This window comes from Sediminibacterium ginsengisoli, from assembly GCF_900167075.1.
GTDB lineage: Bacteria > Bacteroidota > Bacteroidia > Chitinophagales > Chitinophagaceae > Sediminibacterium > Sediminibacterium ginsengisoli.
Genome location: NZ_FUWH01000004.1, coordinates 263,449 through 286,606 on the forward strand (window position 1 = coordinate 263,449; position 23,158 = coordinate 286,606).

Annotated in this window: 21 protein-coding genes; 10 read left to right on the top strand and 11 right to left on the bottom strand. The window is 46.6% G+C overall.

The window, feature by feature from the left end; all coding sequences use genetic code 11:
* Positions 1 to 430 precede the first annotated feature (430 nt).
* Complete coding sequence (locus B5D42_RS09385) at positions 431 to 1,891, top strand: alpha/beta hydrolase-fold protein (RefSeq protein WP_078831220.1); 1,461 nt, start codon at positions 431 to 433, stop codon at positions 1,889 to 1,891.
* 315 nt (positions 1,892 to 2,206) lie between these two features.
* Positions 2,207 to 2,587, top strand: a complete 381-nt coding sequence (locus B5D42_RS09390) for a hypothetical protein (protein WP_078831221.1) — start codon at positions 2,207 to 2,209, stop codon at positions 2,585 to 2,587.
* Between the two features lie 239 nt (positions 2,588 to 2,826).
* Here B5D42_RS09390 and B5D42_RS09395 read toward each other — a convergent pair whose 3' ends face one another.
* Positions 2,827 to 3,483: a hypothetical protein gene (locus B5D42_RS09395; RefSeq protein WP_078831222.1), complete on the bottom strand. Its 657-nt coding sequence runs from the start codon at positions 3,481 to 3,483 to the stop codon at positions 2,827 to 2,829.
* Between the two features lie 179 nt (positions 3,484 to 3,662).
* Here B5D42_RS09395 and B5D42_RS09400 point away from each other — a divergent pair, with 179 nt between their 5' ends.
* On the top strand, positions 3,663 to 3,884 hold the full coding sequence (locus B5D42_RS09400; RefSeq protein WP_078831223.1) for a hypothetical protein: 222 nt from the start codon (positions 3,663 to 3,665) through the stop codon (positions 3,882 to 3,884).
* Positions 3,885 to 4,393: 509 nt separating this feature from the next.
* Here the strand turns inward: B5D42_RS09400 and B5D42_RS09405 are convergent.
* The 5 genes from B5D42_RS09405 to B5D42_RS09425 all read right to left on the bottom strand — a co-directional run bounded on the left by B5D42_RS09405 (position 4,394) and on the right by B5D42_RS09425 (position 7,167).
* On the bottom strand, positions 4,394 to 4,759 hold the full coding sequence (locus tag B5D42_RS09405; protein ID WP_078831225.1) for a CoA-binding protein: 366 nt from the start codon (positions 4,757 to 4,759) through the stop codon (positions 4,394 to 4,396).
* 50 nt (positions 4,760 to 4,809) lie between these two features.
* On the bottom strand, positions 4,810 to 5,754 hold the full coding sequence (locus B5D42_RS09410) for a TIGR01777 family oxidoreductase (RefSeq protein WP_078831226.1): 945 nt from the start codon (positions 5,752 to 5,754) through the stop codon (positions 4,810 to 4,812).
* A 6-nt stretch (positions 5,755 to 5,760) separates the two neighbouring features.
* Entirely contained in the window at positions 5,761 to 6,141 is a 381-nt protein-coding gene (locus B5D42_RS09415) for a hypothetical protein (RefSeq protein WP_078831227.1), read from the bottom strand.
* Between the two features lie 39 nt (positions 6,142 to 6,180).
* Positions 6,181 to 6,561 (bottom strand): hypothetical protein, encoded by a 381-nt coding sequence (locus tag B5D42_RS09420; RefSeq protein WP_078831228.1) that lies wholly within the window; start codon positions 6,559 to 6,561, stop codon positions 6,181 to 6,183.
* A gap of 99 nt (positions 6,562 to 6,660) precedes the next feature.
* Positions 6,661 to 7,167 carry a GbsR/MarR family transcriptional regulator gene (locus tag B5D42_RS09425; protein ID WP_078831229.1) on the bottom strand — a complete coding sequence of 169 codons (507 nt, stop codon included), beginning with the start codon at positions 7,165 to 7,167 and terminating at the stop codon, positions 6,661 to 6,663.
* 102 nt (positions 7,168 to 7,269) lie between these two features.
* Here B5D42_RS09425 and B5D42_RS09430 point away from each other — a divergent pair, with 102 nt between their 5' ends.
* The 4 genes from B5D42_RS09430 to B5D42_RS09445 all read left to right on the top strand — a co-directional run bounded on the left by B5D42_RS09430 (position 7,270) and on the right by B5D42_RS09445 (position 13,155).
* On the top strand, positions 7,270 to 9,120 hold the full coding sequence (locus tag B5D42_RS09430) for an outer membrane protein assembly factor BamB family protein (protein ID WP_078831230.1): 1,851 nt from the start codon (positions 7,270 to 7,272) through the stop codon (positions 9,118 to 9,120).
* Positions 9,121 to 9,131: 11 nt separating this feature from the next.
* The gene (locus B5D42_RS09435) at positions 9,132 to 9,986 is read left to right on the top strand and encodes an alpha/beta hydrolase (protein WP_176112958.1); all 855 of its coding nucleotides are present in this window, start codon (positions 9,132 to 9,134) and stop codon (positions 9,984 to 9,986) included.
* Positions 9,987 to 10,110: 124 nt separating this feature from the next.
* Complete coding sequence (locus B5D42_RS18300) at positions 10,111 to 10,644, top strand: hypothetical protein (protein ID WP_394333293.1); 534 nt, start codon at positions 10,111 to 10,113, stop codon at positions 10,642 to 10,644.
* 105 nt (positions 10,645 to 10,749) lie between these two features.
* Positions 10,750 to 13,155: a zinc-dependent metalloprotease gene (locus B5D42_RS09445; protein ID WP_139367078.1), complete on the top strand. Its 2,406-nt coding sequence runs from the start codon at positions 10,750 to 10,752 to the stop codon at positions 13,153 to 13,155.
* Positions 13,156 to 13,224: 69 nt separating this feature from the next.
* Here the strand turns inward: B5D42_RS09445 and B5D42_RS09450 are convergent, their stop codons facing one another.
* Both B5D42_RS09450 and B5D42_RS09455 read right to left on the bottom strand, forming a co-directional pair.
* Entirely contained in the window at positions 13,225 to 14,904 is a 1,680-nt protein-coding gene (locus B5D42_RS09450) for a pyruvate dehydrogenase complex dihydrolipoamide acetyltransferase (protein ID WP_078831234.1), read from the bottom strand.
* A gap of 188 nt (positions 14,905 to 15,092) precedes the next feature.
* Positions 15,093 to 16,547 carry an NADP-dependent isocitrate dehydrogenase gene (locus tag B5D42_RS09455; RefSeq protein WP_078831236.1) on the bottom strand — a complete coding sequence of 485 codons (1,455 nt, stop codon included), beginning with the start codon at positions 16,545 to 16,547 and terminating at the stop codon, positions 15,093 to 15,095.
* 158 nt (positions 16,548 to 16,705) lie between these two features.
* Here B5D42_RS09455 and apaG point away from each other — a divergent pair, with 158 nt between their 5' ends.
* The gene (gene apaG / locus B5D42_RS09460) at positions 16,706 to 17,092 is read left to right on the top strand and encodes a Co2+/Mg2+ efflux facilitator ApaG/CorD (protein ID WP_078831326.1); all 387 of its coding nucleotides are present in this window, start codon (positions 16,706 to 16,708) and stop codon (positions 17,090 to 17,092) included.
* Here apaG and gldB read toward each other — a convergent pair.
* Entirely contained in the window at positions 17,089 to 18,090 is a 1,002-nt protein-coding gene (gldB, locus tag B5D42_RS09465) for a gliding motility lipoprotein GldB (RefSeq protein WP_245825637.1), read from the bottom strand. The genes apaG and gldB overlap by 4 nt on opposite strands.
* A 93-nt stretch (positions 18,091 to 18,183) precedes the next feature.
* Here gldB and B5D42_RS09470 point away from each other — a divergent pair, with 93 nt between their 5' ends.
* Positions 18,184 to 19,866, top strand: a complete 1,683-nt coding sequence (locus B5D42_RS09470) for an NAD+ synthase (protein ID WP_078831328.1) — start codon at positions 18,184 to 18,186, stop codon at positions 19,864 to 19,866.
* Between the two features lies 1 nt (position 19,867).
* On the opposite strand, the gene B5D42_RS09475 is transcribed toward B5D42_RS09470, so the two are convergent.
* A complete protein-coding gene (locus B5D42_RS09475; RefSeq protein WP_078831237.1) occupies positions 19,868 to 20,704 on the bottom strand; it encodes a universal stress protein in 837 nt (278 codons plus the stop codon).
* Between the two features lie 91 nt (positions 20,705 to 20,795).
* On the bottom strand, positions 20,796 to 21,971 hold the full coding sequence (locus tag B5D42_RS09480; RefSeq protein ID WP_078831329.1) for an acetyl-CoA C-acyltransferase: 1,176 nt from the start codon (positions 21,969 to 21,971) through the stop codon (positions 20,796 to 20,798).
* A gap of 118 nt (positions 21,972 to 22,089) precedes the next feature.
* Between B5D42_RS09480 and B5D42_RS09485 the strand changes: the two genes are divergently transcribed.
* Positions 22,090 to 23,136 (top strand): quinone-dependent dihydroorotate dehydrogenase, encoded by a 1,047-nt coding sequence (locus B5D42_RS09485; protein ID WP_245825639.1) that lies wholly within the window; start codon positions 22,090 to 22,092, stop codon positions 23,134 to 23,136.
* The last annotated feature ends 22 nt before the right edge of the window (positions 23,137 to 23,158 follow it).

The following is a 23,158-nucleotide window of genomic DNA, read 5'->3' on the forward strand; positions in this document are numbered from 1 at the left end:
TCAGCACATGCAGGCCGTACAGATACAGTATTTTAAATAAACCAAATATTCAGCTACAGGCGACCGGCAAGACTATCTATTTCTCCTCCTTCAAACGAAGCCCTTCCCTCAATATTGCAATTGGAAAAAATTCGCAATTGCGCTATTTGTAATGCCTTTCAAATTAACATTAAAGGCCCACCAATCTTGCATGAATGAAGGGACAACATAGTATGAAATAACATTTCACTGAAATCTAATGCATACTTAAAAAATTGAACAGTCAAAATAGGCTTTCGAAACATGAGCCTCCCGAAAGGAGACACTTTCATTAAACATTACTCCTCCGAAATACGCTTCACTCCCGCTCATCATTACTCCTAACCGATTGTACGGCTTAAATAAAAAAGGGCTGTAACATTTCCGGATTTCGGCGTATTTTATAGTACTTATGAAAAAACTATTATTCGCAGCATTCTTAATCGCTGTTTCTGTGTCTTGCTTCGCACAGGTAAAATTCAAGGTACACATCGATACAAGTATTCACAAGACTTTCACGGGCCGCTTGTATGTTTATACAACTACAGATACTGCCCGCGGTGTGCCCGATCAGGTTAATTACAAACAACCTTTGTTCGCTACACAGGTAGCAAATTGGCAAGCCCTGCAAACAATTGTATTGGATGATAATGCGGAAGCATATTCAGTAAAGCCTTCGCAAATGAAACCCGGCTATTACAAAGCCGCTGCGGTGATCGATGCAGATATTGATACACGAGGTACATTTAATCCGGGCAATGCCTACTCTCGAAAAGATATCTTGTTTTATGTTAATGAAAAAGGCGAAACGAATGTCCATATTAACATCAATTCATTGATCGGACAACCGCGTTTCAAAGAATCAGACACACTGAAATTAATAAATCTTAAAAGCGATCTGTTGTCTTCTTTCCATAACAAAGATGTGTTCCTGCAAGCCTCTGTTGTATTACCGAAAGAATATCTTTCAAACCCCGAAACAAGATTCCCCGTTGTATATGTTATTCCGGGATGGGGTGGTTCGCATTTAGATGTAATGGGTCCGAATCCGCGTAAGCGTTATGGGTTCGATAAAGGTGCGCCAAAAATATTCGTATATCTGAATTCCGAAACACAAACACGCTGGGGATTGCATTCGTTTGTAGACTCGCGGGTAAATGGCCCGTGGGGAAAAGCACTGGTGGAAGAACTGCTCCCTTACATCAGAAAAAACTTCCGTGGTACAGAAAGTCCGGAGAAAACCTTTGTTATCGGGCAAAGTTCAGGTGGTTACCCTTCTCTCTGGTTATTTACAGCTTATCCAAAAGCGTTCGGCGGTGGTTGGGCCGTATCTCCTGATCCGGTAGACTTTTCAAGTTTTATCGGAACAAATATCTATGCAAAGAATGCAAATATATATACCGATGAACAGGGAAGCGAACGCGGATTCTTTCTCACAAACGGAAGATTTGAATCGACGATCCGCGAATGGGTTAAGCAGGAAATGTTTGAAGTAGACGGCGGTCAGAACCAGGCTTTCGAAGCAGAGTTCGGAAAACTCGATGCCAGAACAGGGAAGCCTAAATTACTTTTCAACAGACAAACAGGTACAGTAGACCCTAAGGTAGTTGAGGAATGGAAAATGTACGACATGGGTCTTTGGATCGAAAAGAACTGGAAGAAATATAAAAAAGAGCTTAGTGGAAAGATCCATGTATTCGCCGGGGCCGATGATAATTTTTATTTAAACAAATCCGTGGAGGCTTTCAAGCTAAAAGCCCAAAAGGCCGGTGCAGATGCAGTAATAGAAATTATTCCAGGTGCCAACCATTTCAATGTATGGACATCACCCGGCTTCATAGAAAGAATGCATAAAGAAATGGATGGAAAGTAAAGTAAATAAAACGAGATCCGGGCATCTCGTTTTTTATTTACACAAACCGATTTCACCTACCACCGGAATCCGATCCTGACATTGATTAATTACGATTGAGATAGAACAACTGCCATTTTGTGTAAGATCTGTATAAAACTGAATAGAGCTTGCAAATGTGCCCCTGTTTTCATATTTTACTGCTGTAACCCCTCGCCTTTGGTTTTGTATCCCCAGCAATTGAACTCAAAGATGTAACCCAAGAACATCGATGAACCGTGGTTCAAAAAAGATGAATGTATCTGAACGATATTTTTTCATTCTAAATACCAAACCATGAAACACACAACAAAACCTTTCGGCAGCATTTTCGTATTTGTTGTTCTGATGGCAACATGCCTTGCTGGAGCATCAAAAATTTCAGGCAGTTCGCACCGGGCATTTGACGGATATTACCGCGATATCAAAACCGGGCAGACTTTCGACAACTGGTATTGCGGCCAGTTTATTTATATCTACCTGCGCAATGCCGACGACGAGATCACGATCGGAAAATCTGTCTGGGCAGACCTTTCATTAACAACGCCTTTCCCGAATGGTATCATTACTTCTTACTATGGAAGCACTTACGGTCAATCGTTCTATGTATTGAACGGTGTTATCTATGATTATGCTACGCCGATGAATTGCTGGGATCCGCTTACAGATGGTAAATAAAAAAGCGAAGCCGCTGCCTGTGAGTAGCGGCTTCACTTCGAAATCAACTATGGTGCTCTTTTATTAAAATTCTTATTCATTTTAAATACGGGACTGACGGAATATCGCGAACCAGTGTTCGCGTTGCTTCCAGGAATCTGCTGCGACCGGCAACAGAGGCCGGGCAGCCTTCGCACGAGTCAGTTTCGGTTATTAATTGTGCGTCTTGCATACAACAAAATACAAAATCAGGTGATAAATTAACCATTCTGTTTCTTACGCTTCAGTATCTCTATCTCTTTCTTCATCTCGATGATATACAGCGTTAGTTCTTCAATCTTGCGAAGCAAAACTGCCTGGTTATCACCGAGGTTCAGGCCATCATTTATTACTTCTTTTTCGGCGGGCACATCGGGCAGGTGACCATTATCTTTTATGAATTGCTCTACTTCCTGTAATGGCCGTAACCTGTAGTTCTTGTGAAATACATAATCACTCCATGCGGTTTGCGTTACGATTACTTTACGAACCCGCAGGTTTCCGTTAACTGAAAGCTTCTCCGTCGGAAATAAAGTACCTATCCCAACATTCCCATCTGAATCAATATGCAATCTTTCAAGCCCAGTCGTAAATAAACCCAGTCTTGTAAACTGGGCAGAGCGATAACCTCCCAGTACTACCTGAGCTCCATCGTCCGAATAAGCCAGCATATCCCAGCTTCCCGCATTGATCACATTGGCAAAACCGCTTATCTTGGTGCCGGATGTATTAACACGTATGCCATTTCCATATACCTCCAGCGGAGCAGCCGGGCTACTGGTACCGATACCTACATTTCCTGTGGATGGAAATGTGTTCTGGGCATTCGATTTAAAAGACAAGAGATAACAAAACAGCACAACAACATAATTTTTCATAATAGTCAGTTTGATGATCAGAATTAAAATGTAGCGGCTGTTCACAACTACTACAGCTGCTAAAATCTAATTTATAGGTTTTATGCTAATTATATATGAGACACAATGATTATATTAAAATTCCTAATAACTACCTTCCGCCGAATTTTCATGTCAGGAAATAATCTTATCTTGATTATATGAAACACAGTTTCGGGCAAATATTTAAATGGCAGGGATGGGTTGTTGTTGTATATGTTATTGCAGCAATAATATCCAGGGAAGTCTACGATAAATTCTTCCCGGGAGAAAATATATTTTCGATACCCAGGCTCATTGCTACTTTTATCCCGGCACTTATTGCCGGTGTAATTTTCAGCCGCTGGTTTAAAAAGAAGGCCGGAGTTGAGGAAGAAGGATAGGGAATATTATTATTGAAGGATCGTTATTCGTCTTCGCCGTTGTTGGTCGCCTCACCACAGTGTAAGATATTTGGATTCTCTACGCCATTTCAAGTTCATTGCTTCCGGTAGCTCAGGCTGCTGACCTCGTCTTTCTTCTCCCGCTGATGTCTCCCACAGGGGACTCAGCGCAGCACGCACTTACCATTCTTAAAGATGCTTATCAACTCCAACTTTCCAGGCAGGTGCTGCATTTGTCGCTCAGGCCGCTGGGCCTCGCCTTTGCGCCAGCGCTGCTTTGGTCTCTATCAAATTGTGCTACGCATCATTTTGATTGCCTGCGCTTCGCTGGGCACCGAACCCAAAGAGGCGCCTCTGCAAAGACTGGTAAGATCTTTTGGTTAATGGTTAACTATACCGATTTTACAACCGTATTCCATGTCTTCCTGAAGGAAGCATCACTTGCTATTTCTAAAGTTGGTAAATTTATAAATTCTCTCGAACACCGTGTCAGGCCACCAACAACAGCACTAATATTGTCCCGTAGAAAGTAATACAAGCGTACATGCTTCCACGGGTTCAATACCGTTGGCTTTGGCAAGCGCAGCCAATTCGTCATTTTCAGTACCGGGATTAAAGATGATCCGTTCAGGATGCAAGCCGATAATATAATCGTAGTAAGGCTTTTGTCGTTGCGGGTTAAGATAAAGCGTAACCGTGTCAGCATCTTCCACGGCCGGATGTTCGGTAATAATAGGTGTATCACCAACCTGACCAGCTCTGTTACCAATAGCAATAACCGGATGCTGGTACGCCCGTAATTTGTTCACTGCCAGATAGCTGTAACGTTCCGGATTTTCAGATGCGCCGAGTACTATGGTCTTTTTTGCTTTCACATCTTAAAGATACGCAGATTTAAAAGACCGGCAGTGCCGGTCTTTTAAATTTAACGCTTTCTGATAATATCATCGAGTGCCTTATCTATATTGCCGTATCTAAATACAAACCCGGCATCACACAATCTAGCAGGAATTACCCAGCGGCTTTTAAGCATAAGCTCCGGCTCAGTTCCGATAATGCGTGCTCCCAGATGTACCATCCATCTATACATAGGAAATCCTATACGGACCTTACAAATCTTGCGAAGCGTTTGCATAAAAACTTCGTTACGCACAGGCATTGGTGCGCTGGCATTCAATATACCCTCCAGCCTGGAATGATCACGTATAAAATCAATAAGGCGGCAAAGATCAGTCATATGTATCCAGCTAAACATTTGTTTGCCACTACCCTGCTTCCCTCCAAGACCTGCTTTTACAAGATTTGTATATGGTACCATGACCCCGCCGTTTCCTAGTACGATCGCCATGCGAAGACAGACCTTACGTGTTACAGGTGTATCTGCTGCAAAAAATGCCTTCTCCCATTCTTTACATACCTGCACACTGAAATCATTTTGCAGCAGTTCGCTTTGTTCATCCTGTGCAGCATCTATTGCATGACGATAAATAGTAGCCGACGCTGCATTGATCCATAACTGAGGAGGTTTGTTCAGTAAGGAAATAGCCCGTCCAAGCACTTGTGTGCTTCTGATCCGGCTATCCAGTATCGCCTTTTTATTTTTTTCAGTGTACCTGCAGTTAACGCTCTTCCCGGAAAGATTGATCAGCATTTCTGCATCTTCCAGTTCTTCAGACCATTTATCAATATCCGCTCCGTTCCAATGTACAATACGTATTGATCCGTTCATTTTATTAAGACAGTTATAGGAATTGTTTTGTCCGTTTACTTCTCTGCTCAATACGACCACTTCATATTCGGGCGTGTACCATAATGCAAGTTGCTGACCAATAAATCCTGTTCCGCCTGCTATTACGATCTTCTTTTTCATAAATATTTATTTTAACTGATCCATGGGCCGCGCCATCATTACAAACGTTTCACGATGACAAATGAAAAGATAAAACAAAGCCATACCCGGAGAAAAGAACAATATGAAATACAGGTAAGGCAACATTAATGTCTTGGGTATGACCAATGCAACCATAAAGAAAACCACCACCCACACCAGCAATCCATAATACCATTTCCTGTACTTATTACTGCTGAACCAGCCCATGCCGATATGCACAAGGCTGCTCAGTACCTGCCATCCGCCAACAATAAAATATCCTGTTATTCCATTTCTTATACTGATAAAACCGAGCAGAACAAAAGCAGCGATCAGTATGATCTGACCCATTACATCCAGCTGTTTTATCAAACGGATCTTTTTCATATAAAAGTTTTTAATCGTTTACAATAGCGCATTGCCGGATCAGTGCGCCAGGGTTCTCAGCTGGTGGGTATTCTCTTCCTGCGCTCTTTTTCTCAGTTTGAAAAAGATGAAAAGATTAAAGAAATGCATGCCGCCCAGCAGTAAAGTAATAAAGCCTACTTTACGGCTCAGCACTTCCAGTAATAACCGGGCGCTGCTGATCTGATCTGTTTCCGTAAGGATATAAACAGCATAACCGATGTTCACGAGATAGAAGCCGACCAGCAGCAGATTATTGACACTATCCGCCAGCTCGCGGTTGCCATGGAAGATATCGACCAGAAAGATTTTTCCGTTCCGGAACAGGGTTCGGGCCACCCAGATTGTAAGTACAATACTGATGAACAGGTACGCAACATAGGTAATGATAATGTAGTTCATAAGATTCGTTTTTGGTGTTATTAATATTTATAGAATTTTCAATAATTATTGAAATATAAAACCCTTAAAAAGCCTCATTGTTGAAATGAGGCGCTGCTCTTATTTGAACATCTTCATAAAACTTCCCCAGAACCAGTTCTCTTCGGCTTTGATCACAACAGTTAATGTTTTTTCTGCGTGACCGGCAAATTTGCGGATATCGTTCACCGTATCCGTAAATGCTTTTACATCTTTATCCCGCTTATCGCCTTCCACTTCGCTCAGCCTGTTCAGCACTTCCACCATCGGATCCAGTTCCCGCTTCTTCCGCTGATACATGATCTTCGTTGCCACACGCCAGATGTCTTTATCTGCCGAAAAAAATTCTTTCCGCTCCCCGGGTACAATATGTTTGGTCACCAGGCCCCAGTCCATCAGTTCCCGGATATTCATGTTCACATTTCCACGGCTCACCTGTAATTCTTCCATCAGTTCATCCGTACTCATCGCTTCATTCGCCACAAGCAGCACCGCATGCAATTGTGCCATGGTACGGTTGATTCCCCACTGGCTTCCCAGTACACCCCAGCTCTGGATAAATTCACTTTTGGCTTCTGTCAGCTTCATGACACAAAGATAATAATGTTTCCGAACTTTCAAAAATAATTGAAAATATAAGCTGATCTATTCTTCATTTGTATGCTTTGCCGGATTACTTACCTTTCGGACATGAAAAAAATATCCTTCCTCCTCCTGGCGGTGCTTCTTTTCTCCGGCACCAACGCACAGTGGAAACCCTTTCGCTTTGCTTTTATCTCCGACACGCACATCAACGACAGAAACAATATTCCTTCCGAGGATCTGCGCCGCACGGTTGCAGACATCAACCAGATGACCGATATCGCTTTTGTTGTGATCACCGGTGATATAACCGAACTGGGTACAGACGAAGAGATCAGGATGGCCAAAGAGATCCTCGATCAGCTGAAAGTGCCTTATTATATTATTCCGGGCAACCACGACAGCGGCTGGAGCGAAAGCGGCGGGGTTACTTTCGCCAGGGTTTTCGGTTATGATAAATTCCGCTTCGAATACAATGGCATCAGTTTCCTCGGTTGCGCTTCCGGGCCATTTGTGCGCATGAGCGATGGTCATATTCCCCGCGATGCAGTGAATTGGCTCGATGCTGAACTCAAAAAAACTGACCCTTCACAGCCTGTTATCTTCCTCAACCATTACCCGCTCGATAACGGTCTTGATAACTGGTATGAAATAACAGACCGCCTGAAAAAACAAAACACACTTGCCGTGCTCTGCGGCCATGGACATAATAATCATGTATTGAATTTTGAGGGAATTCCGGGTGTAATGGGCCGCTCCAATCTGCGTGCAAAAGCCGAGACCGGTGGTTATAACCTCGTGGATGTCAGAACAGACTCGCTCATTTTTTCCGAAAGGAGGCCCGGGGTAAACACACTGCTGCCCTGGGCAAAGGTGAAGCTGCAGAAACATGATTATGCCTCAATGCCCCGTCCGGCCACTCATCCTGTATACACGCTTAACGACAGCTTTCCTGCCGTTAAACCGAAGTGGACATTCAGCTCAGATGCCAACGTGATCTCAACGCCCGCGGTGGCTGGTAAACTGGTTGTTTTCGGGAACAGTATCGGCCGTATCGATGCACTGAATATCAGCAACGGTAAAAAACAATGGTCGTACCAGACCCGGGGCGCCATTTACTCTTCGCCTGCCGTGAGTGAGAACAAAGTAGTATTAGGTTCAGGCGATGGGAATGTGTATTGTCTCGATGCGGTGAAAGGGAAATTATTATGGTCGTTCAAAGCAGGCGCGGCAGTATTGGGTTCGCCGCTGATCAGCAACAACACTGTATACATAGGTGCCAGTGATCATGCATTCAGGGCCATCGATCTGCAGACCGGCAGGGAAAAATGGCGGTTCGACAGTCTTGGCGGACCGATGGTAAGCACGCCGGTAATCCATGATGGTCATGTTATTTTCGGTGCCTGGGATACTTATCTCTATTCGCTCGACGCCGTTACAGGTAAACTGAACTGGAAATGGAGCAATGGTTCTACCGTAAAAAACCTATCGCCGGCATCCTGCATCCCGCTGATCCATGACGGTGTGATCTATGTGGCGGCTCCCGATCGTGTATTATCGGCAATCGATTTCAAAACCGGCAGCACGCTCTGGCGCAGCAAAGAAGGCGCTTTACGCGAGTCAACGGGTATATCGGCCGACGGCAAATGGATTTATGGAAAAAGTATGAACGACAGCATCGTGGCATTTCCCACTTCCCGCACGCTGCCACAGGCCGCCTGGAAACTGAACTGCGGATTCGGCTACGAGCATGCGCCATCCATGCTTACGGAAAAAGACGGCCAGCTCATCTTCGGTACCAAGAACGGCCGTGTTTATTCCGTGAATACAAGAACCCGTGAAAAAAGCTGGGCCTATAAGATCGACAATTCTATGGTCAATACAGTAAATGTGATTTCCTCCAGAAGTGTTATTGCATCCACTATGGATGGTAAAGTATGCCTCCTGGAAGTAAACTAAAACTTTTCCCGATGTTCAAAACCTGCTTACTCACCTGCCTCCTGCTCGCTTCGGCAATGCTGCATGCGCAACAGAGAATCTTTCTTTACCCGCAGCAACGGGAAGATATTATGCATAAGGGCTTTGATACCATTGCCCCCTTTATGGATTATTATCCCGCGCCCAACGACACCACAAAGGGCGGAAAGACGGCTGTACTGATTTGTCCGGGCGGTGCCTACACCCATCTTGCCTGGGAAAAAGAAGGTATTTTGCCGGCCCGTTTTTTCAATGCAAACGGGATTGATGCTTTTGTGTTACGTTACCGGCTCAACAATGTACAGCAGCAGGGGCATCATTTCCCTGCCCAGTATAACGACGCCACCACAGCACTCCGTATTATCAGGGAGAAAGCGGCGGAATGGCATATCGATCCGGCCAGGACCGGGGTTATGGGGTTTTCTGCCGGGGGGCACCTTGCCGCCACTACCGGCACTATCCGCGACGATGGTCGGCAGGCTCCGGCTTTCCTGGTGCTGGTTTATCCCGTTATCACACTTACCGATCTCTTCGCACATAAAAGAAGCCGTGAAATGGTTACAGGCAGTGCAAAACCAGATAGTGCTTTGATCGAACGCTTATCAGCTGAAAAAAGAGTTACAGCCCAAACCCCGCCAACCCTGCTCATCCATGCCGATGATGATGCAAGCGTACCGCCACAGAACAGCATTCTCTTCTATGAAGCCCTGAAGAAGAACAAAGTGCGTGCGGCAATGCTGATCTATGACCGTGGCGGACATGGCTTTGGCATGGCTGCCACGGATCCGTTTACCGGCCAGTGGCCTTCGGCAGTGGTACAATGGTTGTCCAGGCAGGGTTTCCGCTGATCAAAATAGATCGATAAAAAATAGGGTTAAATAATTCAAATGATATTATTTATCAAATAATTTTCTAACTTTCGTATCTCATCAAATACAACACACACTAACTAACCACATCATGGCAAAAGCAATGAAAAAAAAAGCTGCCAAACCTGCTCCTAAAAAAGCAGCAAAACCAGCAGCTAAAAAAGCAGCGCCTAAGAAAGCGGCTGCGAAAAAAGCAGTAAAACCTGCAGCAAAAAAAGCAGCACCTAAAAAAGCAGTTGCAAAAAAAACAGCCGCTAAAAAAGTAGTTGCGAAAAAAGCCGCTCCGAAAAAAGTTGCTGCTAAGAAGTCCGCAAAACCAGCAGCAAAAAAAGCAGCACCTAAAAAGGCAGTTGCGAAAAAAGCAGCCGCTAAAAAAGTAGTTGCAAAGAAGGCAGCGCCTAAAAAAGCAACAGCAAAAAAGACAGCAGCGAAACCTGCGCCTAAAAAAGCAGCGCCCAAAAAAGCGGTTGCAAAAAAGGCCGCAAAACCAGCAGCTAAGCCAGTTGCGAAAAAAGTAGCTCCTAAAAAACCAGTGGCTAAAAAGCCTGTAGCAGCACCAGCGCCGGCACCAGCTCCTGTTGAAGCACCTGTGTTGTTCCCTGAAATGCCAGCAAGCGACAAGCCAGCTGAAGCTTAGTAGTTTCCGCTAATTATATTTTATAACTCCTGTTATTATTTGAATCAAATGAGAACAGGAGTTTTTTATTTCCCGTCTATTTATTTACCTGCTCAACCAAAACTTATGCGACATTTTCTTGCAGCCATCTGTTGTTGCCTTTCGCTGGCATTAAGCGCCCAGCCTGCTTCGAAGATCACGGAGAAAACGAAAAACATGAAACGCTACGACGGCTTCTTTACTTTCTGGTGGGACCATCAGAACGGAAAGATCTGGTTATTGGTAGACAAACTGGATAAAGAGTTTCTGTACGTCAATTCACTTCCTTCCGGACTTGGTTCCAACGATGTTGGTCTTGACCGCGGCCAGATCGGCAGCAGCAGGATCGTCTATTTCACCAGGGTTGGCCGCAAGCTGATGCTCATACAGCCCAATTACAATTACCGCGCTGTTTCCGCAGATGCCAACGAACAGCGGGCTGTGCGGGAATCCTTTGCACAATCTGCCATTGCCGGCTTTACCGTTGATGAAGAAGAAGGTGATAAAGTGCTGGTGGATGCAACTTCATTTTTTGTACGTGATGCACATGGCATAGCAGACCGCATCAGGGGGATGCGCCAGGGAACTTATGCGTTCAATGAGCAGCGTTCTGCTGTTTACCTCGCCAATACCAGGAATTTTCCGCTCAACAGCGAATTCGAAGCTACCATTACTTTTACCGGTGGCAGCGATGCAGGCAGGTTTGTGACCACTGTTACCCCTTCGGCAGAAGCTATTACGCTGCGTGTACATCATTCATTTGTACAGCTGCCGGATAACAAATACACGCCACGCGCTTATGATATCAGGAGCGGGTATTTCGGGATATCTTATTTCGATTACAGCAGCCCTTTCTCCGAACAGATCCAGCAAATGTTCATTGCCCGCCACCGCCTGGAAAAGAAAGATCCTTCAGCATCCATCAGCGAAGCTGTGAAACCGATCGTATATTATCTCGACAATGGCACGCCCGAGCCGATCCGATCCGCACTGCTCGATGGCGCCCGCTGGTGGAACCAGGCTTTTGAAGCCGCGGGTTACAAGGATGCTTTTATTGTAAAGATCCTCCCCGATTCTGCCGATGCGATGGATATCCGTTATAATATGATCAACTGGGTACACAGGTCGAGCCGCGGCTGGAGCTATGGCGCTTCCGTTACAGATCCACGCACCGGTGAGATCATCAAAGGCCAGGTAACCCTTGGTTCATTAAGGGTGAGACAGGATTACCTCATTTTCACAGGACTGATCTCGCCCTATGAAACTGGTATGCCTGCGCCCACAGTTATCAAAGAAGCAGCCTTGCAGCGGTTACGGCAACTCTCGGCACATGAGATCGGGCATACGCTCGGGCTTCAGCATAATTATGCTTCCAGTTTCAATAACCGGGCTTCTGTGATGGATTACCCGCATCCTGTTGTTCAGCTGACAGGTAAAGGAGATATCGATATTTCGGCTCCTTATACCAGCCAGATCGGCGAATGGGACAAGCGCGCCATCATGTACGGTTACAGCCAGTTTACACCTGCATCAGAGAAGAAAGCTTTGCAAGAGCTGCTCGAAGCCAATACCAAAGCGGGACTTCTCTTTATTGCCGATGCCGACTCGCGCGCTGCAGGCGGAATGCATCCGTATGCCCACCTTTGGGATAATGGTAAAGATGCCGTAGACGAACTGAAACATGTGCTGAACGTAAGACAGAAAGCACTGGATCGTTTTTCGGAAAAAGCCATTCCCGTAAATACACCGCTTTCCAAACTGGAAGATGTGCTGGTCCCCGTTTATAATTACCACCGTTACCAGCTCGAAGCCATCTGCAAACTTATCGGCGGGATGAATTACAGTTATAGTGTGCGGGGCGATGAGCAGGCGCAGCCACAGGTTCTTTCCAACAGTGTTCAACAAAAAGCCCTCCAGGCTGCAATGGATTGTCTATCGCCCGATGTACTCACAATTCCCGACAGGATCATCCGCCTGATCCCGCCACGACCGCCGATGTATTATAATGTGGGTGAGTTGTTCTCCAAACGTACGGGTATGAGTTTTGACCCGCTGGCTGCTGCGGAAGCACTTGCTGATTACGAACTTGAATTCCTGTTCAACGCAGAACGGGCCAACAGGCTGGAACAGTTCAAGGCCCGTGCAGGCACTATCGGTTTCGGCGACCTGCTCGATACATTGATTGCGAGAACCTGGAAATCATCCCTGCAGCAGGGCCTGAAAGGGCAGGTTCAGCTTCAGCTTCAGCAAATGGTATTAACCTGGCTGATCGGCCTGAGCCAGAGCGAGAATGCAGGTTATGCAGTAAAGACGATCTGCTTCGACAGACTGCAGCAATTAAAACAATATGCTGCTGCAAGACTCAAAACAACACCGACTTTAAAAGCGCATTACAGCTACGCTATCGAAAGAATAGAAAAACCGAAGGACATTACTTTACCACAACACAAAGACCTGCCACCCGGCGCTCCTATCGGTTGTGATGATTATTGATTCAGATACCGCTAAATAAAACGGTCCCCGAAATACCCGGGGACCGTTTCTTATTTATATGTTTCCGGATTATACCAGCATTCTTAAAGGTTCTTCCAGCAGTGATTTCAGTGTTTGCAGGAATGCAGCTCCTGTTGCACCATCTACTACGCGGTGGTCGCAGCTCAGCGTTACCTTCATGATATTGCCGGGAACGATCTGACCGTTCTTCACAACAGGTACCTGGGAAATACCACCTACTGCAAGGATACAGGCATTAGGCTGGTTGATGATGGCAGTGAATTCATCAATACCGAACATACCCAGGTTTGAAATAGTGAAAGTACTTCCTTCCCAATCTGCAGGCTGCAGTTTTTTGTCTTTCGCTTTTTTAGCGAAATCTTTCACTTCTGTTCCGATCTGGCTGAGTGATTTATTATCTGCAAAACGGACTACAGGCACCAGCAGACCATCTTCCACCGCAACGGCTACGCCGATATTGATATGATGGTTGTGGCGGATCTGCTCTCCCAGCCAGCTGCTGTTGATCTGCGGATGTTGTTTCAGCGCAGTGGCAGTTGCCTTGATCACCATATCGTTGAAGCTGATCTTGATCGGTGCAGATTCGTTGATCCTGGTACGGGCTGCAACAGCTGCATCCATATCGATCACCATAGTGAGATAGAAATGCGGTGCTGTGAACAGGCTTTCTCCCAGGCGTTTTGCAATGGTTTTACGCATCTGCGAAACAGGAACGTCTTCAAAGCTTACCTGTCCAACGGGTGCAGAAGCAGTTGCTGCTTTTGCCTGCGTGGCTGGTGCAGATGCCGCTGCCGGCGCTGCTGAAGGTTTGTAATTATCGATATCCACTTTGGTGATCCTTCCGTTATCACCAGAGCCTTTTACATATTTAAGATCGATGCCTTTTTCTGAAGCCATTTTCTTTGCCAGCGGAGAAGCAAAGATCCTGCCTTCGTTCACAACTTCCTGTGCGGGTTGTGCCTGGGCTGGTGCAGCCTGTGGTGCTGCGGCTTCCTGTTTAGGTGCTTCTTCTGCTTTTGGAGCTGCGGCGGCTTCAGGAGTTGCAGATCCGCCGTTTTTAACAGCTGCTACGATCGCATTCACATCCAGGCCTTCTTTACCGATGATGCAAAGCAGGTCGTTCACCTGGATCTTTTCACCGGCTTTGGCACCCTGGTATAAAAGGATACCGTCTTTATAGCTTTCCAGTTCCATAGTGGCTTTATCCGTTTCGATATCTGCCAGCACTTCACCTTTCTTTACGGCATCGCCAATATTTTTATGCCAGCCGGCTATAACACCTTCGGTCATGGTATCACTTAAACGTGGCATCAGCACTACTTCTTCCATGGAAGCCACATCTGCCGCTGGTTTGGCAGCCGGTGCCGCTTCTGCTGGTTTTTCAGCTGGCTTTTCTGCCGGTTTCTCTTCTTTTGCCGGTGCTGCTGCTTCAGGGGCCGGTGCTGCTGCGCCGCCACTATGCTGTGCTATGAGCGCAGATACATCTTCGCCCTGCTTACCCAGAATGGCCAGCAGGTCGTTCACCTGTAATTTGCCGCCATTCTGTGTTCCGATATGTAACAAAACGCCGTCCTGGTAGCTTTCCAGCTCCATCGTCGCTTTATCTGTTTCAATTTCTGCCAGTAGATCGCCTTTCTTCACGGTATCGCCTACCTTTTTATGCCAGGCGGCAATTACACCTTCTGTCATGGTATCGCTAAGTCGGGGCATTAATATCACTTCAGCCATAGTTCGATTGCTCTTTTAAATTGAGCCGTGAAATTAAGATAAAACCCGCATTCGAGCATGGATTTGTGTGATTTAAGACGGGATATTCCGGTTTCTGCCTCCGAAACCGTTTTCGCAGGGCTCTCCCAAACAACAGAGGGGCTCCCTTTGCGGAAACCCCTCTTCATATATGATATTATCGTATCCTGTTATTGTCCCTGTGCCAGGCTGTACGCCTTTTTATCACCCCAGGTATTCAGGAGTTCTGTTGAACAGATCTTGAAATCCTTCGCGAGGCGCTTGTACAGTTCGATGATATCGGTCTGTGTCAGCGGCACATCTCCCACACTTTCAAAACGGCACGCATACTGGTTCACCAGGTTGGTGAAAGAAGAGCCTTTGGGCCATACCTGCGTTCCCCGGTTGCTGATGGTTACCAGTTTGAAGAGTTCCAGGGTATGCTGCAGGCATTTTTCCGCAACGACATTCGGCTGCTCGTTGCTTTCGATGAACATGTCCACACCGTTGATGTATTCAACCCCGTGCTCTTTACTTTCCAGCATCGGGTTCTTTTCGAGTTTAAAGATGGTTGGTGTCACTTCCTTGTCTTCCAGCAGCGGCTTCGGATTGTTTGCCGGTTGCTTGCCGAAGTTGGCAATGATCGCTGCTGCAAATTCTGTTGTATTCAGTGATGGCGTTGCCTTACTCCCGAAATCGCCTGTATGCACCCCGCTTTCCAGGGTGTACAATAAAGCATTTTCGATCATAGCTGCTGCTTCCATCAGTCCGAGATGACGCAGCATCCCGAAGCCGCTTAACAGCAATGCGGTAGGGTTGGCAATATTTTTTCCCGCAATATCCGGAGCTGTTCCGTGTACTGCTTCAAAAATAGAGATATGATCCCCGATATTGGCCGATGGCGCAAAGCCGAGACCTCCCACCAGTCCTGCACAAAGATCGCTTACAATATCTCCCTGCAGGTTGGTCAGTACCACTACGTCAAAAAGATCGGGGCGGCTTACCAGTTTCATACACAGGTCGTCCACGATCACATCGTCTGCTTTCAGGTCCGGATAATCTTTTGCTACTTCATAGAACACTTCAAGGAAAAGCCCGTCGGTGATCTTCATGATATTGGCTTTGTGTCCGCAGGTAATGCGGGTCGCTTTTTTCTTGCGTGCCATTTCAAATGCATAACGGATCACCTGTTCGCTTCCCGGGCGGGTAATGAACCTGCGGCTCAGTGCCACATCGTGCGTGAGCATATGTTCAACACCACCATAGGTATCTTCAATGTTTTCCCTTACGATTGTGATATCGATAGGAATACCTGCTTTACTGAACACGGTATCCACACCATGCAATGTCTGGAAGGTTCTTTTATTGGCATAAGTGTTCCAGGTTTTACGCGCCGTAACATTCACGCTTTTTACGCCTTTCCCTTTCGGGGTTTCCATGGGGCCTTTGAAAAGAATTCCCAGTGATTCGATGGTGGCCTGGGCTTCGGGGGTCATACCATTACTGTATCCCTTGTCGAACACCCATTTACCCATATCCACAAATTCATAGGTAAGCGGCACTTTGGCGGCTTTGAAAATGTCTAGAACGGCATCCATGATTTCTGGGCCAATCCCATCTCCTTTTGCTACGGCTATTTTGGTCATATCCAATTGTTTAAAGTGCTGCAAAATTACGCTTTGCCGCCAACATATCCGTGTTAAAAGAATAAGCTTTTTTCTACCGGAATCCTTACCGTTCCTACCTTTTTAACCTCTTTCTTATCCCGCATTTCCTTATTTTTACCCAAAGCAACCCCATGCCTATGGTATCTAAAATTTCTGAAGGCGTTGAGATCAGTGTTGAGACCTTTTACCAGGCAGATTACAGCAATCCCCTGAACAGCGAGTTCATGTTCGCTTACCGTATTACCATCGAGAATCACAATAATTTTACCGTTCAACTCTTACGTCGACACTGGTTTATCTTCGACAGCAACGGCGAGCACCGCGAAGTGGAAGGCGAAGGCGTTGTAGGCGTTCAGCCGGTTCTGAATCCGGGCGAATCCTACCAGTATGTAAGCGGCTGTAATTTACGCACCGAACTGGGCCGCATGCACGGTACTTACCAGATGCAGAACGAATACAACAAACGTCTTTTTTCCGTGAATATTCCCGCCTTCGACATGATCGTTCCCGCCAAAATGAATTAGGGCTTGTATTTCGCTTCGCTGAACAGGCGGCCGGGCGGCATTCTCATGAGGCTGTCGAGCGATGTTTTCTCATGGTTTTCCATCCATTTCCTTACAATCTGCCTGCCGGTAAACAAACCTATATTTCCGGGTGATGTTGTTCCGAATGCAGGGGTATTTGGTCCGTCTGTGAGGTAATCACGTGTTGCATTGGGATCGTTGCTGTAAAGCAGGTTGTTCTGTACAAAAAATACCCAGATCTGTTTCTCACTGCTGTAGCATCCTTCCAGTTGCTGACCGGTATAACCCATCCGGATACTGTCGGGTGTAGCAGGCATCAGCCTTTCGAGCAGGTAAGCTCTTTTTCCCGCTTCAATCATCTGCTCTACCAGGGGTTTGCCGGCAGACCTGTCGGGATACATATCATCCACGATATTCCGGATACAATTCGCAGCTATGTATTGTGGCTCAAATCGTCTTGAAATAAACAATGGATACAGTTCCTGGCCCTGTGGTGTGAGGTAGAGCGGATAGTCTTTTCCCATATAAAGCTGCAATCCCACGGCAAGTGCATCTGCCGTGATGATATTGGCATAACTGTTAACCGGGCCCACAAATGTGATCAGCTTGTTCGGTGTTTTATACGCAGGGAAATAATATTTAACATGCTGCAGACCGGCCTTCAGTTCTTTTTCAACGCCCGACAGATCTGCGAACCTTTTCTCAGCATCTGCTGCCAGTGACTTGTAGCTGTTCAGAAAACTGGCGATATCCCTGTACGCGTTATCCGGCGTAGTGCCCATGATATTAAACAGGAAATCCTGCGTAAACCCCGGAAATTGTGCATTGAGCTGTTTCGCAGCTGCATCCGGATGCAGGGTATCCCAGGCAAAAAAAGCTTTTTCGAACCGCTGTACTTCCAGGTTTACCTGCACGGCAGATACATCCGGGGTATTCGGGTTGCTTTTGCAGCCGCCGAGCATCAGCAGCGGTATGATCACCAGGAAAGCGAAACGCATTTGTTTTCTGTTTGAACAAAGATGCTTCAAACAGTTTTTACCGCAATGCAATTGCTGTCAAAAAATATCCCAAAAGTTCAGGAACTTTACAGTATGAAGATCACATTAGCACAGCAGAATTATCATATCGGAAACTTCGAAAGCAATACCGCAAAGATCATCGCTGCCATCGAATCGGCGAAAGCGGAAGGTTCAGACCTGATCCTTTTCAGTGAAATGTCTGTCTGTGGTTATCCTGCAAGGGATTTTGTTGAGTTCGATGATTTTATCGACCAGTGCTACAAAGCGATCGATACCATCAGGATGCATGCGGATACCATTGGCGTGCTGATCGGAAGCCCTGCAAGAAATAAAGGCCACAAAGGAAAAAGCCTCTTCAATGCCGCATTCTTTTTATACGAACAGGAGATCAAAGCCGAGATCCATAAAACACTTCTGCCTACTTACGATGTGTTCGATGAGTACCGTTATTTCGAACCGGCTTTCGAATGGAATATTGTTCCGTTCAAAGGAAAAAAACTCGCTGTCACTATTTGTGAAGACATCTGGAATATGGGCGACAACCCGCTGTACCGCATCTGCCCCATGGATATACTGATGGAACAGCAACCCGATATCATGCTCAACCTCAGCGCTTCGCCATTTGATTACACACACGACGAAGACCGCAAATCAGTGATCAAAGCCAATGTACAGAAATACGGCATTCCGATGTTCTATTGCAATGCGGTAGGCAGCCAGACGGAAATCGTATTTGACGGCGCTTCGCTGATCTTCGACAAACACGCTAACCTCTGCGCTGCATTACCGATGTTCCGGGAAGCAGCAGCAACTGTAACGGTACTTGAAGACGGCACGATGGATGCGCCGGTTCTTGAACCTGCAAGCCGCGTGCCCGATAAAGAACTTGCCCCGGTCACACTTGAACCGGCACTGAATATTGCACAGGTATACGAGGCGCTGATCTCCGGCATTAAAGATTATTTTTCGAAGATGGGCTTTCAGAAAGCGATCCTGGGTTCATCCGGCGGGATCGATTCAGCAGTAACGCTGGCACTGGCCTGTGATGCACTGGGCAGGGAACAGGTACGTGCAATACTGATGCCATCGCCCTATTCTACAGAACACTCTGTTGACGATGCAGTGCAGCTGAGCAAGAACCTTGGCAATCCTTACGACATTATCAGGATCGACGAAGTATACAATTCCTTCCTTCACACACTTGAACCATTATTTAACGGTTTGCCTTTTTCACTGGCGGAAGAAAATATACAAAGCCGCAGCCGCGGTAACCTGCTCATGGCCATTGCCAACAAGTTCAATTATATCCTGCTCAATACTTCCAATAAAAGCGAGCTGGCTACGGGGTATGGCACATTGTACGGCGACATGGCCGGTGGCCTGGGCGTACTGGGCGACTGTTACAAACTGCAGGTCTATGAACTGGCAGCTTATATCAACAGGAATGAGGAACGTATTCCGGCACATATCATTACCAAACCACCGAGTGCGGAATTAAGACCTGGCCAGAAAGACAGCGACAGCCTGCCTGATTATAACATGCTCGACCAGGTGCTTTACCAGTATATCGAAAGAAGAATGGGTCCCGCAGAGATCAAAATGATGGGTTATGATGCTGCGCTGACAGATCGCACTTTGAAAATGGTGAACAGCAATGAATACAAACGCAACCAGTTCTGCCCTATCATCCGCATTTCACCAAAAGCGTTTGGTGTAGGGAGAAGAATGCCGATCGTTGGCAAGTACCTGGTATAGGTTATTCGTGGATCACCATTAACGGGATGCTGGTATGGAAAGCCAGTTTCCTGGTATGGCTTCTTCTGAACAGACCTTCGAACCAGCCATGTTTTTTAGGTATGGTAATGATGATATCTGCCTGATGTTCCAGCGCGAATGCATTCATGCCTTCGGTGAAATCATCATGATCGATGAAATGATATTCGGGATAATAATCTTTCAGTAATGCATCGAGTACCTGGATCTCACCGGCGAGTTCGCTGTTGTAATCCCTGTGCGCGCTGTCGATATGCAATACCATCAGTTTGGCACCAGTATCATTCAGAAGGTTGCGTATCGGCTGAACGGGCATGGTATCCAGTACCTTTTTGAAATCGCAGGCCAGCAGTATCCTGGTGATCTTCTTATAGGCAGCACCTGCCGGAACAATGATCACCGGCACGGGAGTCTGTTTTGCAACATTTACGGCATTGCTTCCGATCAGGGTTTCCTCCAGCGCGCCGCCGCCGGTAATACCCATTACTACCCAGCCGGCTCCGGTTCTTTCCACTGCATCGTTGATGCCATCTGTAAGCATGTTGTACTCGCTGATCGAATCGAACACAATACCGTTGCCGGGAGCCGCCGCTGCCATCTCGTTCATGAAATGCCTTAAGCCTTCTTCACTTGCTTCTTTCAGGGAATCTATATCGAATAACTGCACAGCAGGTACCACCGGATCTATACTTACCGGTGCCTGGTACGAATGATAAAAAATGATTTTGCCAACACCAAGGTCGGCAGCCAGTTGCATGGCATATACTGCAGCATTTTTTGCTGTAGGAGAAAAATCTGTAGGTACGAGTATGGTATTCATATGATGAATTTACTGAAACAAAATGCAGTTACCTATTTGCAACCGTTAATTTAATGTATCGTTTAAATTATCGTACCACAACGAAACCGGCTCAGAGATTCTCGATGATACCGGCAATGCCCTGACCACCGCCGATACAGGCAGTTACCATGCCATATTTCTTATTCAGCCGCTTCATATCATTTATGATCTGAACAGTGAGTTTGCAGCCGGTACAGCCCAGCGGGTGGCCGAGTGCAATGGCGCCCCCGTTGATATTAACGATCGCCGGATCCAGGCCCAGCTCGCGGATCACGGTAAGCGATTGTGAAGCAAATGCTTCATTCAGCTCTATCAGGTCAATATCTGCAAGGCTCATATTTGCCTGTTTCAGAACTTTGGGAACTGCGGCAACCGGTCCGATACCCATGATCCGCGGATGTACGCCCGCAGAAGCACAGTTTACCAGCCTCGCCATAGGTTTGAGTCCCAGTTCTACCACCATCCTTTCACTCATCACAATCACAAAAGCAGCGCCATCACTGGTCTGTGAAGAATTTCCGGCCGTTACACTTCCGCCCATCGCAAATACAGGCTTCAGTTTTCCGAGCGCTTCCACGCTGGTATCGGCACGTACGCCTTCATCAGTATCTACTACATAAGAGCGAACGGCTTTTTTACCTTTTTCGTTCACGTAGGTTTCTTCTACCGTAACAGGTAATATTCCTGATTTGAAATGCCCTTCTGTTATTGCCGTTAATGCTTTACGGTGAGAATGATAGGCGAACTCATCCTGATCTGCACGGCTCACCTTGAACTCATTGGCAACCGCTTCTGCAGTAAGACCCATGCTCAGGTAATAATCGGGTTCATCTTTTGCGATGGAATAAGCCGGAACCGTTTTCCACCCGGCGGTGGGAACAAGACTCATGCTTTCTGTTCCGCCGGCAATAATACATTCAGCCATACCGCTCCTGATCTTTGCTGTAGCAATAGCAATGCTTTCCAGCCCGCTTCCGCAATACCTGTTAATGGTAAAACCTGCTACATCGATACCCAGTGCCCGCGCAGAAATAATCCGGCCAACCTGTAATCCCTGTTCAGCCTCCGGTACGGCGTTACCCACGATCACATCGTCCACACGCTTTGTATCGAGTTGCGGAACAGATGCCACCAGCCCTTTGATCACATCTACCGCCAGGTCGTCCGGACGATAAAAACGAAACCCACCTTTCTTACTTTTGGTAACAGCCGTACGGTACCCGGCAACAATATATGCTTCCTGCATAACAAAGATTTTTGCTGTTTCAAATGTACGGTTTTTTGACACATAGTTGTTTATGCAACCATATTTTTGTTGGGAACTGCGGTTTTCTGGTTTCAAGTCCCTTTATCTTCGCATTATTATGATCTATCCGCTTATCCGCGAACTTCTGTTCTTTTTCCCGCCGGAAGACGCGCATTACTTATCGATGGACCTGCTGCGAGGCAGTATACGTGCAAAAACGGCCCGTCATCTTCTGAAACGCAGTTTTTCATTCCGGCACCCTTCGCTCGCAAAGGAACTTTTCGGGTTACAGTTCCAGAATCCGGTAGGATTAGGCGCGGGGTTCGATAAAAATGCCGTTTACCTCGATGCCCTTGAAACACTGGGGTTCGGATTTGTGGAGATCGGAACGGTGACGCCCTTACCGCAGCCGGGTAACGACAAACCAAGGCTTTTCCGTTTGCCGGCAGACAAAGCGCTGATCAACCGGATGGGATTCAATAATAACGGGGTAAAAGCCATTGCCGCAAGACTACGCAGCAGGCTGGCAGCTTCCGGCGGTTCTCCGCTGGTGGTAGGTGGTAATATCGGTAAGAACAAGATCACCGAAAATGAAGATGCCTGGAAAGATTACAATACCTGTTTTGAAGAATTGCACGACTGTGTGGATTATTTTGTGGTGAATGTAAGCTCCCCCAATACGCCTGGCCTGCGAGCATTGCAGGAAAAGGATTCCCTCCGGAAGATATTCGGCAACCTGCAGGAGATCAACCATGGCAAAGCAAAAGCCAAACCGGTACTGCTGAAAATAGCGCCTGACCTTACCCGGGAACAACTGGATGATATTGTTTCATTATCGCTGGAAGCAGGACTTGACGGACTGGTAGCTACCAATACCACCATCAGCCGCGAAGGACTGAAAACACCTGCTTCGAAAATTGAAGCGATCGGTGCGGGAGGATTAAGCGGGAAACCTGTGCAGCAAAGAGCAACTGAAGTTGTGAGCTATCTCGCGCAGCAACTGGACAGCCGGATTCCCATCATTGCAAGCGGCGGTATTTTCAATGGCGCAGATGCAAGGGAAAAACTGGAGGCGGGAGCATCACTGGTACAGGTATGGACCGGTTTTATTTATGAGGGCCCGTCTATCGTAAAAAAAATCTGCCGTGATCTGGCTGCACAATAAATACAACCTTTAACTTTCCCAA

Excerpts from the sequence above, each read along its gene's own strand:
- B5D42_RS09385 (WP_078831220.1), top strand. The coding sequence starts at position 431 with ATGAAAAAACTATTATTCGCAGCATTCTTAATCGCTGTTTCTGTGTCT.
- B5D42_RS09390 (WP_078831221.1), top strand. The coding sequence starts at position 2,207 with ATGAAACACACAACAAAACCTTTCGGCAGCATTTTCGTATTTGTTGTT.
- B5D42_RS09395 (WP_078831222.1), bottom strand. The coding sequence starts at position 3,483 with ATGAAAAATTATGTTGTTGTGCTGTTTTGTTATCTCTTGTCTTTTAAA.
- B5D42_RS09400 (WP_078831223.1), top strand. The coding sequence starts at position 3,663 with ATGAAACACAGTTTCGGGCAAATATTTAAATGGCAGGGATGGGTTGTT.
- B5D42_RS09410 (WP_078831226.1), bottom strand. The coding sequence starts at position 5,754 with ATGAAAAAGAAGATCGTAATAGCAGGCGGAACAGGATTTATTGGTCAG.
- B5D42_RS09415 (WP_078831227.1), bottom strand. The coding sequence starts at position 6,141 with ATGAAAAAGATCCGTTTGATAAAACAGCTGGATGTAATGGGTCAGATC.
- B5D42_RS09420 (WP_078831228.1), bottom strand. The coding sequence starts at position 6,561 with ATGAACTACATTATCATTACCTATGTTGCGTACCTGTTCATCAGTATT.
- B5D42_RS09425 (WP_078831229.1), bottom strand. The coding sequence starts at position 7,167 with ATGAAGCTGACAGAAGCCAAAAGTGAATTTATCCAGAGCTGGGGTGTA.
- B5D42_RS09430 (WP_078831230.1), top strand. The coding sequence starts at position 7,270 with ATGAAAAAAATATCCTTCCTCCTCCTGGCGGTGCTTCTTTTCTCCGGC.
- B5D42_RS09435 (WP_176112958.1), top strand. The coding sequence starts at position 9,132 with ATGTTCAAAACCTGCTTACTCACCTGCCTCCTGCTCGCTTCGGCAATG.
- B5D42_RS18300 (WP_394333293.1), top strand. The coding sequence starts at position 10,111 with ATGAAAAAAAAAGCTGCCAAACCTGCTCCTAAAAAAGCAGCAAAACCA.
- B5D42_RS09445 (WP_139367078.1), top strand. The coding sequence starts at position 10,750 with ATGCGACATTTTCTTGCAGCCATCTGTTGTTGCCTTTCGCTGGCATTA.
- B5D42_RS09450 (WP_078831234.1), bottom strand. The coding sequence starts at position 14,904 with ATGGCTGAAGTGATATTAATGCCCCGACTTAGCGATACCATGACAGAA.
- B5D42_RS09455 (WP_078831236.1), bottom strand. The coding sequence starts at position 16,547 with ATGACCAAAATAGCCGTAGCAAAAGGAGATGGGATTGGCCCAGAAATC.
- apaG (WP_078831326.1), top strand. The coding sequence starts at position 16,706 with ATGGTATCTAAAATTTCTGAAGGCGTTGAGATCAGTGTTGAGACCTTT.
- gldB (WP_245825637.1), bottom strand. The coding sequence starts at position 18,090 with ATGCGTTTCGCTTTCCTGGTGATCATACCGCTGCTGATGCTCGGCGGC.
- B5D42_RS09470 (WP_078831328.1), top strand. The coding sequence starts at position 18,184 with ATGAAGATCACATTAGCACAGCAGAATTATCATATCGGAAACTTCGAA.
- B5D42_RS09475 (WP_078831237.1), bottom strand. The coding sequence starts at position 20,704 with ATGAATACCATACTCGTACCTACAGATTTTTCTCCTACAGCAAAAAAT.
- B5D42_RS09480 (WP_078831329.1), bottom strand. The coding sequence starts at position 21,971 with ATGCAGGAAGCATATATTGTTGCCGGGTACCGTACGGCTGTTACCAAA.
- B5D42_RS09485 (WP_245825639.1), top strand. The coding sequence starts at position 22,090 with ATGATCTATCCGCTTATCCGCGAACTTCTGTTCTTTTTCCCGCCGGAA.